At 74.5% G+C, this 14,039-nt stretch carries 16 protein-coding genes; 6 read left to right on the plus strand and 10 right to left on the minus strand.

Features of this window, described 5'->3' with window-relative positions:
• Positions 1-224: 224 nt before the first annotated feature.
• The 6 genes from ACZ7MY_RS38845 to ACZ7MY_RS38870 all read right to left on the minus strand — a co-directional run bounded on the left by ACZ7MY_RS38845 (position 225) and on the right by ACZ7MY_RS38870 (position 4,851).
• The gene (locus ACZ7MY_RS38845; RefSeq protein ID WP_499609961.1) at positions 225-998 is read right to left on the minus strand and encodes a GNAT family N-acetyltransferase; all 774 of its coding nucleotides are present in this window, start codon (positions 996-998) and stop codon (positions 225-227) included.
• A gap of 197 nt (positions 999-1,195) precedes the next feature.
• Positions 1,196-1,957: an SDR family NAD(P)-dependent oxidoreductase gene (locus ACZ7MY_RS38850; protein ID WP_499609963.1), complete on the minus strand. Its 762-nt coding sequence runs from the start codon at positions 1,955-1,957 to the stop codon at positions 1,196-1,198.
• Between the two features lie 385 nt (positions 1,958-2,342).
• Complete coding sequence (locus ACZ7MY_RS38855; RefSeq protein WP_499609966.1) at positions 2,343-2,981, minus strand: DUF305 domain-containing protein; 639 nt, start codon at positions 2,979-2,981, stop codon at positions 2,343-2,345.
• Entirely contained in the window at positions 2,978-3,646 is a 669-nt protein-coding gene (locus tag ACZ7MY_RS38860; RefSeq protein WP_499609968.1) for a thioredoxin-like domain-containing protein, read from the minus strand. Before ACZ7MY_RS38860 ends, ACZ7MY_RS38855 begins: the two co-directional genes overlap by 4 nt.
• A gap of 106 nt (positions 3,647-3,752) precedes the next feature.
• A complete protein-coding gene (locus ACZ7MY_RS38865; RefSeq protein ID WP_499609971.1) occupies positions 3,753-4,154 on the minus strand; it encodes a hypothetical protein in 402 nt (133 codons plus the stop codon).
• A gap of 97 nt (positions 4,155-4,251) precedes the next feature.
• Positions 4,252-4,851: a TetR/AcrR family transcriptional regulator gene (locus ACZ7MY_RS38870; protein ID WP_499609974.1), complete on the minus strand. Its 600-nt coding sequence runs from the start codon at positions 4,849-4,851 to the stop codon at positions 4,252-4,254.
• Between the two features lie 111 nt (positions 4,852-4,962).
• On the opposite strand from ACZ7MY_RS38870, the gene ACZ7MY_RS38875 reads away from it, so the two are divergent.
• Complete coding sequence (locus ACZ7MY_RS38875) at positions 4,963-5,664, plus strand: SDR family oxidoreductase (RefSeq protein WP_499609976.1); 702 nt, start codon at positions 4,963-4,965, stop codon at positions 5,662-5,664.
• 25 nt (positions 5,665-5,689) lie between these two features.
• Here the strand turns inward: ACZ7MY_RS38875 and ACZ7MY_RS38880 are convergent, their stop codons facing one another.
• Positions 5,690-6,634 carry an alpha/beta fold hydrolase gene (locus ACZ7MY_RS38880; RefSeq protein ID WP_499609979.1) on the minus strand — a complete coding sequence of 315 codons (945 nt, stop codon included), beginning with the start codon at positions 6,632-6,634 and terminating at the stop codon, positions 5,690-5,692.
• Positions 6,635-6,695: 61 nt separating this feature from the next.
• On the opposite strand from ACZ7MY_RS38880, the gene ACZ7MY_RS38885 reads away from it, so the two are divergent.
• Positions 6,696-7,247 carry a helix-turn-helix domain-containing protein gene (locus ACZ7MY_RS38885; RefSeq protein WP_499609982.1) on the plus strand — a complete coding sequence of 184 codons (552 nt, stop codon included), beginning with the start codon at positions 6,696-6,698 and terminating at the stop codon, positions 7,245-7,247.
• Positions 7,248-7,257: 10 nt separating this feature from the next.
• Here ACZ7MY_RS38885 and ACZ7MY_RS38890 read toward each other — a convergent pair whose 3' ends face one another.
• Positions 7,258-7,485, minus strand: a complete 228-nt coding sequence (locus ACZ7MY_RS38890) for a hypothetical protein (RefSeq protein ID WP_499609985.1) — start codon at positions 7,483-7,485, stop codon at positions 7,258-7,260.
• Positions 7,486-7,582: 97 nt separating this feature from the next.
• Complete coding sequence (locus ACZ7MY_RS38895; RefSeq protein ID WP_499609987.1) at positions 7,583-8,248, minus strand: DUF1707 SHOCT-like domain-containing protein; 666 nt, start codon at positions 8,246-8,248, stop codon at positions 7,583-7,585.
• A 226-nt stretch (positions 8,249-8,474) separates the two neighbouring features.
• Between ACZ7MY_RS38895 and ACZ7MY_RS38900 the strand changes: the two genes are divergently transcribed.
• Complete coding sequence (locus ACZ7MY_RS38900; RefSeq protein ID WP_499609990.1) at positions 8,475-8,882, plus strand: cupin domain-containing protein; 408 nt, start codon at positions 8,475-8,477, stop codon at positions 8,880-8,882.
• A 218-nt stretch (positions 8,883-9,100) separates the two neighbouring features.
• On the opposite strand, the gene ACZ7MY_RS38905 is transcribed toward ACZ7MY_RS38900, so the two are convergent.
• Positions 9,101-9,646: a universal stress protein gene (locus tag ACZ7MY_RS38905; protein ID WP_499609993.1), complete on the minus strand. Its 546-nt coding sequence runs from the start codon at positions 9,644-9,646 to the stop codon at positions 9,101-9,103.
• A gap of 236 nt (positions 9,647-9,882) precedes the next feature.
• Here ACZ7MY_RS38905 and ACZ7MY_RS38910 point away from each other — a divergent pair, with 236 nt between their 5' ends.
• The 3 genes from ACZ7MY_RS38910 (at position 9,883) to kdpB (ending at position 14,039) form a co-directional block, all read left to right on the plus strand.
• Positions 9,883-10,293: an SAV_915 family protein gene (locus ACZ7MY_RS38910; RefSeq protein WP_499609996.1), complete on the plus strand. Its 411-nt coding sequence runs from the start codon at positions 9,883-9,885 to the stop codon at positions 10,291-10,293.
• A gap of 13 nt (positions 10,294-10,306) precedes the next feature.
• Positions 10,307-11,644 carry a diaminopimelate decarboxylase gene (gene lysA / locus ACZ7MY_RS38915; RefSeq protein ID WP_499609998.1) on the plus strand — a complete coding sequence of 446 codons (1,338 nt, stop codon included), beginning with the start codon at positions 10,307-10,309 and terminating at the stop codon, positions 11,642-11,644.
• Positions 11,645-11,882: 238 nt separating this feature from the next.
• Complete coding sequence (gene kdpB, locus ACZ7MY_RS38920; RefSeq protein WP_499610001.1) at positions 11,883-14,039, plus strand: potassium-transporting ATPase subunit KdpB; 2,157 nt, start codon at positions 11,883-11,885, stop codon at positions 14,037-14,039.

Consider the following 14,039-nt stretch of genomic DNA (forward strand, 5'->3'; position numbering starts at 1 on the left):
GTTCGGCCGATCCGCCCGCGCTCGTCGACGGCGTCGGGCCGGCGGGGTGGGCTGACGGCCGCGTTCGGGCACCGCGGTGTGCCCTCGCCGGCGGTCGTGCCGTCCCGGAAGCCGGCCGGCCCCGGGCCGCCACGCTGCACGGGTCGACCGCGACGGTGTGCGGCCGTCGCGGTCGACCCGGCGGCGCCGCGGAGCTCCCGGTTGGCCCCGCCGTTCCCGCGCGCTCAGAAGGCGCGTGTGATCCGGCCCCGGTGACCCGCCGCGGCGGGAGCGCCGACCGCGTAGTGGACGTACTCCCCGAACAGCCGGAAACCCGCGGTCCAGGCCAGCCGGCGGCTGGGCCGGTCGCCGCGCGAGCACGTCCAGCCGGCTGTGCGGCCGCGGGCCGCGACGTCGCCGCACAGGCCCGACAGGCAGGCCAGGGCCAGGCCCTCGCGGCGATGGCCCCGCGAGGTGACAACCGCGAGGTCCTCGTAGACGCCGCCCAGGACGTACGTGCACGCCAGCGAGACGAGCCGGCCCGAGCGGAACGCCCCCCACGCGTGGCCCGACGCCGCGAGGCCGTGCGCACCGCCCCAACTGAGCGTGAACCGGCGGACGTCGTCGCCCGCGGCGGCAACGGCCGCGCCGTCACCCGGCACCAGCCGGCGCACCACCAGGTCCCGCGGCGGACGGCGGCGCGGCACCGGGCGAGACTGCACCCAGATCATCCGCTCCCAGGGCACGACCCGGTCGAACGCCGCACCCAGGACGGGCAGGAAGCGCGTACGGGCCAGGACGTAGCGGTTCGCCAGGCCCGCGAGGCCGTCCGGGTCCACGGACCGGGGATCGCCCTCCAGCAGCGCGTGGTCCGCGCACACCACCGCGACCGCGCGGGGCGCGGCCGCCCGGTCGGCCCACCAGCGTCCGTTGCCGCTCGCCCGCACGTGCTCCGCGAGCGCGGCGGGACCGGGCACGCCGCAGGGGAACCAGCCGTCCAGGGCCGGGACTTCGATCACCGGTGACCACACCTTCCGCGCACACCGTGGTACGCCCCGCACAACGGACGGCGGTGCGGACCGGGGTCGTCGACCCGGGGCCCGCACCGCCGTGGGGAATCGGGAATCAGCCCTGACCGGGCTTGTTGCCGTGGCCGGCGCCCTTCTTGCGCCTGGCCCTCTTCTTGCGGGCACGCTTGGACACGAATGACCTCCTTTCAGGCGGAGACGAGCAGGTCGGCGACCTTGCACAGACGCCGTACCGTGCGGTCCTCGACCGCGGTCCCGGCGGCCGGGGCGAGCGTGGCCCGGTCGTAGTGGGCACCCGGGACGAGTTCGGTGTCCGGGTCGCACAGCCGCGCCACCCGCGCGGCGTCCTCCGGGCGCACGCTGACCGCCGTCACGCCGCCGGGCGCGGCCGCCCGGGCGAAGACGATGAGGGCCAGCTGCGACCGGGCGTAGGCGGCGTGCCGCGAGTAGCGGTGGGAACGGTTCAGGTCGCTCCATGCCGGCGCCACCGACCGGGGCGTCGCGGACGACACGTTGACCACCCGGCCGCCCGGGCGCGCCGTCAGCGGGCCGGCCAGCTCACGGGTGAGGAGGTAGGCCGCCAGGAAGTTCACCTGGAAGGAGACCTCGTGGCCGTCGGCCGTGAGGGTGCGGCTCTCGGGCGCCGCTACGGCGGCGTTGTTGACGAGGACGTCCAGCGCGGGGTGCAGGCCCCGCACCATGGCCGCCAGGTGGCGGACGTCGGAGAGCCGGGTGAAGTCGGCCACCGCAAGGCGCAGCCGGACGCGCTCGATGCCGGCCGCCACCAGCCGCTCCACCGCGTGGTGCGCCGACTCCGTGTCGCGACCGTGGACGACGACCGTGCAGCCCCGCTCGGCGAGCAACCGGGCGGTCTCCCACCCGACGCCGGACGTCGCCCCGGTGACCAGGGCCGTGCGCGGGGGGACGACGAGGACAGGGGACGCTGACATGGACCACTCCGTGGATCGGTACGCCGCATCGCGCCGGCCGCGTGGGCGGCGGCGCTCGCCTGCGGGGAGCCAGGGGCGGCCGCCCGGCGCGGCCGCGGGACTCCGGCGCCTCGGGGCACCGGCGGGAGGGCGGTGCGCGGCACCGGCGGCACCCGACGGGGTGGCCGGTCGTCCTGGCGCGGGCCGTTGTTCCCGCTCCTCATCCAATGCGGCGGCGGATCCGCGGGCAAGGTTCCGCGGTGATCCCTGACGACACCCTGACGCACCGTGCCGGCGGTGCCGGGAGGCGGGCGGCCTCCCGGGCACCCCGGCGCGGTCGGCGGTCAGCGGTCAGGCGTCCGGGGTCAGGTGTTCGGGCCCAGGCGTTGGGTTCAGGCGTTCGGGTTCAGGCGTTCCGGCCCGAACCGCGGGCCGTGAGCATGTCGGCCATCAGACGGATCTCCGCCTCCTGGCCCTGGACCATGCCCGCCGCCAGGCGCCGCACCTGGTCGGTCCGCGCGAGGTCGGCGGCCGCGGCCGCCATCTCCACGCCGCCCTTGTGATGGGCGGTGAGCAACCGCAGGTAGAGCACCGCGGCCGCCTTGCCGTGGGCCGCCTGGAGCCGGCGCAGCTCGGTGTCCGTGGCCATGCCAGGCATCAGCGACCCGTCGTGCGGCGTGTAGGCCGTGTCGTGGCCCATCCACGTCATGGGCGGCTTCGACGAGGACTTGGGCAGCCCCCAGACGTCCAGCCAGCCCAGCAGCATGCCGCGCTGGTTGGCCTGGGTGTTGATGACGTCGTAGGCGAGCCTGCGGACGTCCTCGTCGTCCGTGCGGTCACGGACGATCAGCGACATCTCCACCGCCTGCTGGTGGTGGATCGCCATGTCGCGCGCGAAACCGGCGTCCGGCGAGTCCGTGCCCGGGGTGCCCCCGCTGCTGGGCCGCGCCGTCAGCAGGGTGAAGGCCAGGGCCGCGAGCACGACCAGCACCATGGAGCCGGCGAGCGCGAGCAGCGGCCTGCCCGCGCCCCTGGCGGCGGTCACGAGGCCTTGCCCCCGGTGCAGGGCGCTCCGGGCTCGGGGGTCTGGTCGCCCTGCACATAGGTGTCGAAGAACTTCGCCACGCGGGGGTCGTCCGCCTTGGTGACGCCCAGCTGGTGGCCCCACGCGGTGAGGGTGATCGGCGAGGCCTGGTCCGCGTAGGGGCTCATGAGGGAGTACGGGGTCTTCGAGACGCGGGCGCCGAGCGTCTTGACGTCGGCGTCCGTCGCCTTGTCGGTGTACGTCACCCACACCGCGCCGTGCTCCAGGGAGTGCACGGCGTTCTCCTTGGTGAGGGGCTTGTCGTAGACGTCGCCGTTGCAGTTCTGCCAGACGGGGCTGTGGTCGCCGCCGACCGGGGGGCTCATCGGGTAGTCGACGGTCTTGTCGAGGTGGTTCTGCGTGAGACCGGACCAGGTCTTCTCCCCGCTGATGGCGCCGGCGGCGGCGTTCTTCGCGCCGTCGCCAACGCCGTCGCCGCCGCCGTCGCCGTCGTTCGCGGCGTTCACGAGGTAGACGCCGCCACCGACCAGCCCGACGAGGATGACGGTGCAGGCGGTGATGGTGATGATCCGGGTGCGGCGCTCGCGGGACTGCTCCTGGCGGCGTATCTCCTCGACGCGCGCACGGCGGTCGGCGGCCCTGGCCTTGGAATGGGGGGCACCCATGGCATGTCCTGATTCCCCGCCGCGTCGGCGACACGGCGGTGCTGGTGGGAAGGGTCGGATGACGTACGTCGCGCACCGGCGGTCGCCGCCGGTGCGGTCGGCCCTTCTACGTCCGCTGGATCTGGAGCATGTGCAGGCCGAGGGAGCGCACGGTGCCCGGGGCCGGTGCGCCGAGACCCGCGGCGGCGACCGCGGGCGGCCACACCGACGGCAGTTCGGCGCCGGCGAGGTGCGGTGGGGGAGCGGAGCCCAGGGTCACCGGCGTGTGCTCCGCGGGGGAGCAGCCGTCGCCGGGCCGTCCGGGGCCGTGGGCGTCCGTGCAGATCTCGTCGGTGACGTGGGTGCTGTGCGGGGCGACCAGGGTCCGGGCCGGCCCGTGGGCGGCGTCCGGCGCCCCGGTGTGGCCGCAGATCCCGAGCGCGGCGAGCAATCCGTACAGGACGAGGACAACACCGTTCAGACGGGCGGGTATCGCACCGCCTCGGCCGGCTCCTCCGTCACTGCGCATCGCGGCAGATCGTACCCGCCGCCGCGCCGCGTATACGCGCCGGGTGCGGCGCCTGCGGCTGACGACCGAGTGCCCTCCACGGCGCGTCCGGCAGCGGTCAGGACATTCCCGCCGCGTCCAGCAGGGTCGTGGCGGTGGCCGTGGCCAGGCCCTCCAGGCTGCGGGCCTGGGCCACGGCGCGGGCGCTGGATCCGTCGAAGACGACGGTGAGTTGGCGGGCGAGCAGATCGGCGTCGTGCGCGCCGCCCCGACGGGCCTCCTCGCGGAAGAAGTCGGTGAGCGCGTCCTTGTAGCGCCGTGCGATCACGCCGGCGGGGTGCTCGGGGTCCTTGAGCTCGAAGGCGGTCGCCAGGAACGGGCAGCCGAGGTAGTCCGGGGACGCGGACAGCGACTCGAGGTGCTCGAAGACGTGCATGATGCGCTCGCGCGGCGCCGGGCCGGTCTCGGGAGCGGGCAGCAGCCCGCTCAGGTAGCGGGAGCCGGCGCGCTCCAGGCTGGCGGCCAGGACGTCGTCCTTGCCGGTGAAGAGCTGGTACATCGACCGCTTGGAGACTCCGGCCGTTCGGCACAGTGCCTCGATGCCGATGTTGACGCCTTCGCGGTAGAAGAGCGCGGCCGCGGCGTCGAGGAGCCGCTCGCGAGTCGGAGCCGTCGCCGCTGCGGTGGCAACGGACGGGGTGGTTGCGCCGGAAGTCATGGAAGTGAGCCTACGCCGTGTGTTGCCGAATGGAAACCGATCGGTTTACAGTCCTGGAAACCGATCGGTTTCCGCCGTCGGTCCATCTACACTCTCGCTGGGAGCACATCCATGACCGCAATCGCAGGTTCGACCGTTCTCGTCACCGGAGGCAGCCGGGGTATCGGCCGTGCCCTGGTCGAGGCCCTGCACGCCCGAGGGGCCAAGAAGGTCTATGCCACCGCTCGCGACCCGCGCACCATCACCCATCCCGGCGCGGTCGCGCTCGCGCTGGAGGTCACCGACCCCGCCTCGGTGGCCGCCGTCGCGGAACAGGCTCAGGACGTCACCATCCTGATCAACAACGCCGCCGGGTCCGTGGCGGCATCGTTCCTGACCTCCCCGGTGGACGACGTCCGCCGCGAGTTCGAAGCCAACTTCTACGGCCCCCTGCAGGTGACCCGGGCCCTCGCCCCGATCATCGAGGCCAATGGCGGCGGCCACCTGCTCAACGTGCACTCGGTCCTGTCGTGGGTCGCGCTCTCCGGCTCCTACAGCGCCTCCAAGGCGGCGCTGTGGTCGCAGACCAACTCACTCCGGCTGGACCTGAAGCCGCGCGGCATCAACGTCACCGGGCTGCACGTCGGCTATGTGGACACCGACCTGGCGGCGCACATCGACGCACCGAAGTCGTCGCCGTCCGACGTCGCGGAGCAGGCGCTCGACGGGATCGAATCCGACGCCTACGAGGTGCTGGCCGACGAGATCTCCCACCAGGTCAAGGCGGGCCTGTCGGCCGATCTCGCCGCCCTGTACCCGCAACTGGCCGGCTGACCGGAGCGCCCCGTCGCGCCCGGGCTCACGGCCCGGCCGGGGGCGGGACCGCTCCCGCGGGGCGCAGGAGGTCCCGCAGGGCCTCCATGACCGCGCCGGGCCGTTCCTCGTGGAGCCAGCCGTGGCCCGCGCCGTCGACGACGCGGTGGTCGCCCCGGGGGACGGACGCGGCCAGGGCGGCGTGGAGTTCGCGTTTGGCGGTGTTCATCGCGCGGACGATGTCCTCGGACCACAGGTGGGCCTGGGTGGGGTCGACGCCCATCGCGGACAGCACGATCAGCGGCACGTCGGGGAGGTCGGGCGCGTCGCGCAGTTCGCCGGCGACGACGTCGTGCACGTTCCTGTCCTCGTCCCAGGCGGTCCGCCACCGGGTGAGGTGGTACTCGGCGAGCGGTTCGCGGACACCGTCCGGCCAGGCCGCGAAGTGCCGCGCCAAGGCGGCCCGCGACTGCTCGATCTGCTCCGGCGTCGCCTCGGGCAGTTCGGCGCTCCGCAGTTGCTCCACCTTGTCGCGGATCTCCTGCGTCGCCCGTGCGTACATGTCCTCGTGGAACGGGTCCAGCAGGAGCAGCCCCGCCACCTCGCCGGGGTGGCGCTGCGCGAAGCGACGGGCGTAGGCGGCACCCAGGGAGTGGCCGACCAGGAGGTACGGGCCGGGGACGTCGGCCGAGTGGAGCAGGGCGTGCAGTTCGGAGGTGACGTCCGCCGCCGTGCGGGGGAGCGGTACGGGGGTGCTCCAGCCGGTGCCGCCGCGGTCGTAGAGGACGCACGTGGTGAGGGCGGCCACGCGGACGTGGAGGTTCACGTAGTCCAGGCCGACCATGCCCGCGCCCGGGAGCAGCACCACGGTGGGGCCGCCGGTGCCGGAGCGGTGCAGGGAAAGGCGCAGCCCGGCGACGTCGTGGAGCCGCCCGAGCGGCGGCTCCACGGCGACGGCGGCGCCGGTGCGGCGTGACTGCTGACGGGTCATCTCCGGTCCTCTCCCACGTTCTCAACTTTGAGAAAGGTATCCGACATGAGATCGTGTGTCCATGGACACGGTCGACCTCCTGCTGCACCCCGTGCGGCTGCGCATCGTGCACGCCATGTCGGGGAACCGGACCCTCACCACGTCACAGTTGTGCGGCCTCCTGCCGGACGTCTCCAAGGCCACCGTCTACCGCCACGTCGGTCTGCTCTCGGACGCGGGAGTGCTCGAGGTCGAGGACGAACAGAGGGTGCGCGGAGCCGTCGAGCGCCACTACCGCCTGCGCCGGGAACGGGTCGTGGTCGACGCGGAGACGGCGGCGTCGGTCTCGCGGGAGGACCACCGGAGGGTCTTCGCCGTCGCCATGGCGGCGCTGATGGCCGAGTTCGACGCCTACCTCGACCGCGAGGGCGCCGATCCGGCGGCCGACCTCGTCGGCTACCGCCAGCACGCGCTCTGGCTGAGCGAGGACGAGCGTGCCGGACTCATCGCCGACCTGCGGCGGGTCCTGCTGCCCCGGCTGGCCAACGGACCGGCGCCCGGGCGGATGCGGCACCTCGTCAGTCCGATCCTCTTCCCCGCCGAGGGGCCCCGGGAGCCGGACGGCGCCGCGTGAACCGGCCGCGTCAACGGCGGTGGCGAGCGCGGCGTTTGGGGGAGCGGCGGTCGGTCACCAGGAAGACGAGCAACAGAGCGGCGACGACACAGACCACCACGCCCTGCGCCGACACGAGCAGTTCGCCGAGCCCGCCGCCTCCCGCCTCCGCAGGCGGGACGTAGACCTCCCGCGACGGACCACCGGGGGGTGCGCCGTAGGGCGTGCGGAAGCGCGGGGGCGCGATGCGGAGGCTCATCGCGGGTCAGTATCGCGACTTCCGTCCGCCCGCGGGACGAGTCGGACGACCCGGGGGCGGCCCCGCGGGGACCACGCGCCGGGGCGCGCGCGCCGGGTCAGCCGGTGAGCGCCGGAAGCGCGGCCGGGCGGCGGAACAGCCACCGCAGGAAGGTCCGCCGCGGCGGACGCGCCCGTACCTTCCCGAACTCCAGCTCGCCCGCCAGTTCCACGCGCAGCGCCACCGGTGCCGCCGGGCCGGCCGCGGGCCGGACGTCCACCGTGCCGAATTCGACGGCCAGTCCGTCGGTGTCGACCACGATGCCGGGCCGGGTGACGAGCACCAGGGAACTGCCGCGGACGTCCATGTCGATGCGGAGGGTGTCCTGCGTGATCACGGCGTGGGTGAAGTCGAGCACCACCTCGCCCCATTCCGAGCGGACCTCCATGCGCCGCGGCACGACCCACCGGTCGACACGGCGGAACGAGCCGCCGCGGTTGTCGACCCGGACCACGTCCTTGACGTCCTCCGCGGCCGTGCCCGGCGTCCCCGCGGCCGCCGGCAGGTCGGCGGTGAGCGGGGCCAGTTCGTCGAGCGTGCGGGCCGACAGCGCGGCCTCCAGGCGTTCGTCCAGCTCGGCGGCCGACAGCCGCCCGTCGCCCGCGGCCACGGTCAGGACGTCCACCACCCGGTCCCGGTCCGCGTGCGAGGCCCGCAACGGGGGCGGCGCGAGGGGCGTGTCCGTAGGGGACGGCGCACCCGTGGGCCGGATCTCTCCCGGCATGTCCTCACCCCGTTCTGGTCGGCGGTTCCGCAAGACGCGATACATCTTCGCGAACTAACGCTATATCGCGTTTGGGGTGCGCGCCAAGCCCGCGCCCGTTCCGGCGCGGGGCGGCCGCCGGGAGCGGGAACACCCGCGCGGCCGGGCGGGATTGCCGCGCGGGGGATGTCACAGAAGGGGCGGCCGTCCTGTCCTTCCCTCGGACAGTCCCTGTTTGGAGGAACACATGAGCGGTGAGCACGCACACCTGCCCCCCGGTGTCGAACTGGTCGGGAGCCTGCCGGAGGCGGCGGGGCGGATCCCGGCGGGCGCGGAGGCGAGGACCATCCGGGTCACCCTGCCGCCCGGTGACGCGGGTGCTCCGCCGCACCGGCACCCGGGGCCGGTCTTCGGCTACGTGACGCAGGGCGAGATCCTCTTCGAGCTGGAGGGTCAGGCGCCCCGGGTGCTCAAGGCCGGTGACGCCCTCTTCGAGCCCGGTGGCGACGTGATCCACTACCAGGGCGCCAACAACCTCGCCGACGCCCAGTCCCAGCTGGTGGTGGTCATGTTCGCACCGCCCGGCAGCCCGGTGCTGACCGTGGTCGGCGAGGAGGAACTGGCCCAACGACGCCACCTGCGCGTCACCTCGTGAGGTCCTGCCGCTGAACCGTCGGCGGCGGGCCGCGCGCGGCAGGCCCCAGGGCTCCGGGCAGCTGGGCCGATCCTTCTCGGCGCTCCTTCCGCCCGGAGCCTCGCGCGTGCCCCGGGCCCCGGCTCCGCCCCACCCGGGCGGAGCCCGCCGGAAGCGGCGGAGACCGGGGCCGCGCGAGCTGTCCGCCGCACAGGACGCCGACCGGCCGGGCGCCGGGCTCACGGCGTCACGAAGCCGCGCGGGTTCCACCGGGGGCCGAAGCGGCGGCCGCCCGATCGGCCGCGGGCCGGCGGCACGCCCAGCGGCTCGGAGGGCACGGCGAGCACCGGGCAGCGGGCGTGCGCGAAGCAGTGGGCCGCGACGGACGGCGCGAAGAGCCGCTGCCAGGGACCGCGCGAACCGGTGCCGACCACCAGCAGCCCCGCCCCCTCGGCGGCCACCTCCACGAGGGCCGGTCCCGGGCGCCCCAGCGCGAGGACCGGGCGCAGCGGCGGGTCGAGCGGCAGGTCGCCGTCGAAGGCGGCGTCGAGCGCCATGAGGAGCCTGCGCCGGGCCGGGCGGCGCCACCGGTCCGGCTCCGGCGGCAGCGGCGGCCACCTGCTCCGCGTCCCGGAAGCGGTGTCCCACGCGGCCTCCCAGGCCGTCACCACGGTCAGCACGCACTCCCGGCGCCGGGCCTCCGCGGCGGCCCGGCGCAACGCCGCCACGCTCCCGGGGGAGCCGCTGACGCCCACCACGACGCACTCTTCGCGGACCTCGTTCATGCCTCCATGAAACGCCTGGGAACGCCCGGACCGGAGGCCTTTGTCGCGATCCTGACGCCGCCCGCACCACCCCGGCGACCCGCGCCGTTAACGTTCGCCCGCTCGCCGTCAACGTCGCGTCAGGGACCGCCCTCACCCCCCTGACCCCGGGCATAGCGTCCCTGATGCGTCCCGGACCGCCGGCTGCGGCCGGGGCGCCCCAGGAACCACAGCAGGTGCCTCACCAGGAGGAAGCCATGACAGAGCTCATGTACGGGGACGACCCGGAACCTTCGGATCCGTCCCCGGCCGGACGACACCGGGAGACGTTGTACGTCCCCGTCCGGCCGGGACCCGTGGGATGCGTCGCGCGCATGTTCCGCACGCCCCTGGGCGGCCGTACGGCCGTCGGCTTCACCACCCCGGAGCGTCTCGCGGAGACGCTCGGCCCCGACCAGCAGTGGATCACCCTCTCGGAGTTCGCGCTGCGGTCGATGGCCCGCCCGCTCGGCGTCACGGCACTCACCGTGGACCCGCAGCTCGCCGCACCCGCCGTGTCGGACGCACCGGACGAGGCCGGCCGCCGTCTCGACCCCCAGACCCTCGGGGTCCTCAGGGTCACCGGCGCGGTCGCGCTGGTCGACGCCCTGGCCCTGTGGATCGGCTGAAAGGAGCGCCGTCATGACCGCCGTCACCGAGCACTTGGAGACCGCGTACCCCGACGCCGACCTGTCGGTGTGGCCCGCGTCCGCCTCCTCCGCCCCCCACGGTGAGGTCACCGTGGGCGGGGTCGCCCTGACCGAGGTCGCCGAACGCTTCGGCACCCCGGCCTACGTCCTGGACGAGGGCGAGGTACGGGACCGCTGCCGCGCCTACCGCGCGGCCTTCCCCGACGGCGACGTGCTGTACGCCGCCAAGGCCTTCATGTGCCGCGCCATGGCCCACTGGGTGGACGAGGAGGGCCTCGGCCTCGACGTCTGCTCGGCCGGGGAGCTCGAACTCGCCGTCGTCACCGGCTTCCCGCCGGAGCGGATCCTCCTGCACGGCAACGCCAAGAGCCCGGAGGACCTGGCCACGGCGCTGCGCCTGGGCGTCGGCCGGATCGTGATCGACAGCACCGGCGAGATCGCCCGGCTGGCCGCCCACGTCCCGCCGGGGGACCGGCAGAAGGTGCTGCTGCGCATCGTGCCGGGCATCGCCGCCGGTCACCACAACGCGGTGCGCACCGGCACCGACGACCAGAAGTTCGGGCTGTCCCTGGCCGACGGGTCGGCCCAGCACGCCATCGCCCGCGTGCTGGACCAGCCCCGGCTGGAACTGGTCGGCCTCCACTGCCACCTGGGCTCGCAGATCAGCAGCGTCAAGCCGTACCTGTCGGCCGTGCGCCGGCTGGTCGGCCTGCTGGCCGCCGTGCGCAGGCAGCACGGTGTCACGCTGCCGGAGCTCGACCTGGGCGGCGGCCACGCGGTCGCCTACCGCCCCGGCGAGGCGGCGATGGACCTGACGACGCTGTCCGCGCGGATACGGTCCGAACTGGCCGAGGGCTGCGCGGCCGCCGGGCTGCCGGTGCCGCGGCTGACGGTGGAGCCGGGCCGTGCGATCGTGGGCCCCGCCGGTGTCGCGCTGTACCACGTGCTGTCGGTCAAGCGCACCGGCGGCCAGACCTTCGTCGCCGTCGACGGGGGCATGAGCGACAACCCCCGGCCCGCGCTGTACGGGGTGCGCTACTCACCGCGGCTGATCGGCCGTCACTCCACCGAGGAGCCGGTCCTGGTGACCGTGGTCGGCCGGCACTGCGAGGCCGGGGACATCCTCGCCTCCGCGGTGCCGCTGCCCGCCGACGTCCGGCCCGGGGACCTGCTGGCGGTGCCGGTCGCGGGGGCCTACCACCTGTCGATGGCGTCCACGTACAACCTCGTCGGCCGTCCGCCGGTCGTCGCCGTCCACGAGGGCCGGGCGCGGCTGCTGGTCCGCCGTGAATCGCTCGCCGACTTCCGCGTCCGCGACATCGGCCTCTGAGCGGGACCCGCGAGCCCGCCGCGTCGCCCGACGCCCCCGAACGCCCTCCGGGCAGGTGATGTCCCCGCGTCCCCCTGCCCGGAGGTGCGCCACGGCCGCTCCGGTCCGCCGCGCCCCAGGGGTCCCGGACGACCGCCCCCGATCCACGGGTCCCGATCCTCGGGCCCGACGCACGAGAAGAGAGAAGTCCGGTGAGTGTGGAGCACACCGTCCGCATGAGCGTCGCGGAGGGCGTCCGATGACCACCGCGCCCGCACCCGTCAGGCCGGACCGTGGAAACCCCGCCCTTCCCGGCGGGGCCGAGCACGAGAACGCCCCCGGCGGCGGCCCGCTCGCGCCCGGACAGCTGCGGCTCGCCCTCCCGGAGGCCCTGCGCAAGCTCAACCCCGTCACGCTGGTCCGCAACCCGGTCATGTTCGTCACCGGGACCGGCGCCGCGCTGACCACCGGGCTCGCCCTCGTCCACCCCACCGTCGCCGGGTGGTTCACCACGGTCTGGCTCTGGCTCACCGTCCTCCTCGGCAACCTCGCCGAGGCCGTCGCCGAGAGCCGTGGCAGGGCCCAGGCCGACGCCTTGCGCCGGTCCCGCACGATCACCACGGCCCGCCGGCTGACGAAGGACGGCGAGAAGGTCGTGCACGCCATCGCCCTGCGCCGCGGCGACACCGTGGTCGTCGGGGCCGGGGAGACGATCCCTGGTGACGGTGACGTCGTCGAAGGCGTCGCCGCCGTCGACGAGTCCGCCGTCACCGGTGAGTCCGCACCGGTCATCCGTGAAGCGGGCGGCGACCGTTCGGCGGTCACGGGCGGCACAAAGGTGCTGTCCGACCGCATCGTCGTGCGCATCACCCGGCAGTCGGGGGAGAGCTTCCTGGACCGCATGATCGCCCAGGTGGAGGGCGCCGACCGGCACAAGACGCCGCATGAGGTCGCGCTCAACCTGGTGCTCATGGTGCTGACCGTCGTCTTCCTGGCCGCCGTGGTGATCCTGCGGCCCATGGCGGTCTTCTCCGCCGGCCCGGGCGCCGGTGCCGGGGACGCCTCGGGGACCGCCGACGGTGTCACAGGGATCGTCCTGGTCGCGTTGCTGGTCTGCCTCGTCCCGACGACGATCGGCGCCCTGCTGTCGGCGATCGGCATCGCCGGAACGGACCGCCTGGTGCGGCGCAACGTCCTGGCGGCCTCCGGCCGGGCCGTGGAGACCGCCGGGGACGTCGACACCCTCCTGCTCGACAAGAGCGGCACGATCACCCAAGGCGTCCGCAGGACCGGCGCGTTCCTGCCGCTGGGTGGCGTCGAACCCGAGTGGTTCGCCCAGTCCGCGCTCCTGACGAGCCTGGCCGACGACACCCCCGAGGGGCGGGCGGTCGTCGCCCACGCCCGCGAGCACTACGCGCTCTCCCACCACAAGGCCGACGAGATCGACCTGCCCGACGCGAGGTGGGTGCCCTTCAGCGCCATCACCCGCATGTCCGGGGTCGACCTCCCCGGAGGCAGGCAGCTGCGCAAGGGCGCCTCCGCCGCACTCGCCGCCTGGGTGCGTGAACGCGGCGGCACCGTACCCGCCGGACTGGACGTGTACGTCGAACGGGTGTCCTTGGCCGGTGGGACGCCTCTCGCGGTCGCGGAATCCCCGGCCGGCGGCGGCCCGGCCCGCGTCCTGGGCGTCATCCACCTCGAGGACGCCGTCAGGCCCGGGCTGCGCGAACGCTTCGAGGCCATGCGGCGGATGGGCGTCCGCACCGTCATGGTCACCGGCGACAACGCGGTGACCGCCCGCGCCATCGCCGAGGAGGCGGGCGTGGACGACTTCCTCGCCGAGGCGACCCCGGCGGACAGACTCGCCCTGATCAGGCGCGAACAAGCCGGCGGTCACCGCGTCGCCATGACGGGCGACGGCACCGATGACGCCCCGGCGCTGGCCCGGGCGGACGTGGGCGTCGCCATGAACGCGGGCACCTCGGCCGCGAAGGACGCGGGGAACATGGTCGACCTCGACTCCGACCCCACGAAGATCGTGGAGATCGTCGAGATGGGCAGGCAACTCCTGCTCACCCGTGCCGCGTTGACGGCCTTCTCGATCGCCGGCGACATCGCCAAGTACCTGGCGATCATCCCGGCGGTCTTCGGCGGGCTCTACCCGTCCCTCCACGCCGTCGACTTCATGCGGCTGCACTCGCCGGGCTCGGCGGTCCTCTCGGCCGTCGTCTTCAACGCCGTCGTCATCGCCGCGCTGATCCCGCTCGCCCTCCGTGGCGTGCGCCACCGGCGGGGCCGCGCCGCCTCGTCACGCACCCGCAAGCTGTGGGTGTACGGCCTCGGCGGGGCGGTCGTGCCGTTCCTCGCGATCAAGATCATCGACCTGACCCTCGTCCGCCTGGTCCCCGGGATCTGA

It is taken from the genome of Streptomyces sp. NPDC111520, assembly GCF_055635295.1.

What these genes read in the sequence shown, in the direction of transcription:
- ACZ7MY_RS38850 (WP_499609963.1), bottom strand. Translation starts at nt 1,957, where the DNA reads ATGTCAGCGTCCCCTGTCCTCGTCGTCCCCCCGCGCACGGCCCTGGTC.
- ACZ7MY_RS38860 (WP_499609968.1), bottom strand. Translation starts at nt 3,646, where the DNA reads ATGGGTGCCCCCCATTCCAAGGCCAGGGCCGCCGACCGCCGTGCGCGC.
- ACZ7MY_RS38865 (WP_499609971.1), bottom strand. Translation starts at nt 4,154, where the DNA reads ATGCGCAGTGACGGAGGAGCCGGCCGAGGCGGTGCGATACCCGCCCGT.
- ACZ7MY_RS38870 (WP_499609974.1), bottom strand. Translation starts at nt 4,851, where the DNA reads ATGACTTCCGGCGCAACCACCCCGTCCGTTGCCACCGCAGCGGCGACG.
- ACZ7MY_RS38875 (WP_499609976.1), top strand. Translation starts at nt 4,963, where the DNA reads ATGACCGCAATCGCAGGTTCGACCGTTCTCGTCACCGGAGGCAGCCGG.
- ACZ7MY_RS38880 (WP_499609979.1), bottom strand. Translation starts at nt 6,634, where the DNA reads ATGACCCGTCAGCAGTCACGCCGCACCGGCGCCGCCGTCGCCGTGGAG.
- ACZ7MY_RS38885 (WP_499609982.1), top strand. Translation starts at nt 6,696, where the DNA reads ATGGACACGGTCGACCTCCTGCTGCACCCCGTGCGGCTGCGCATCGTG.
- ACZ7MY_RS38890 (WP_499609985.1), bottom strand. Translation starts at nt 7,485, where the DNA reads ATGAGCCTCCGCATCGCGCCCCCGCGCTTCCGCACGCCCTACGGCGCA.
- ACZ7MY_RS38895 (WP_499609987.1), bottom strand. Translation starts at nt 8,248, where the DNA reads ATGCCGGGAGAGATCCGGCCCACGGGTGCGCCGTCCCCTACGGACACG.
- ACZ7MY_RS38900 (WP_499609990.1), top strand. Translation starts at nt 8,475, where the DNA reads ATGAGCGGTGAGCACGCACACCTGCCCCCCGGTGTCGAACTGGTCGGG.
- ACZ7MY_RS38905 (WP_499609993.1), bottom strand. Translation starts at nt 9,646, where the DNA reads ATGAACGAGGTCCGCGAAGAGTGCGTCGTGGTGGGCGTCAGCGGCTCC.
- ACZ7MY_RS38910 (WP_499609996.1), top strand. Translation starts at nt 9,883, where the DNA reads ATGACAGAGCTCATGTACGGGGACGACCCGGAACCTTCGGATCCGTCC.
- lysA (WP_499609998.1), top strand. Translation starts at nt 10,307, where the DNA reads ATGACCGCCGTCACCGAGCACTTGGAGACCGCGTACCCCGACGCCGAC.
- kdpB (WP_499610001.1), top strand. Translation starts at nt 11,883, where the DNA reads ATGACCACCGCGCCCGCACCCGTCAGGCCGGACCGTGGAAACCCCGCC.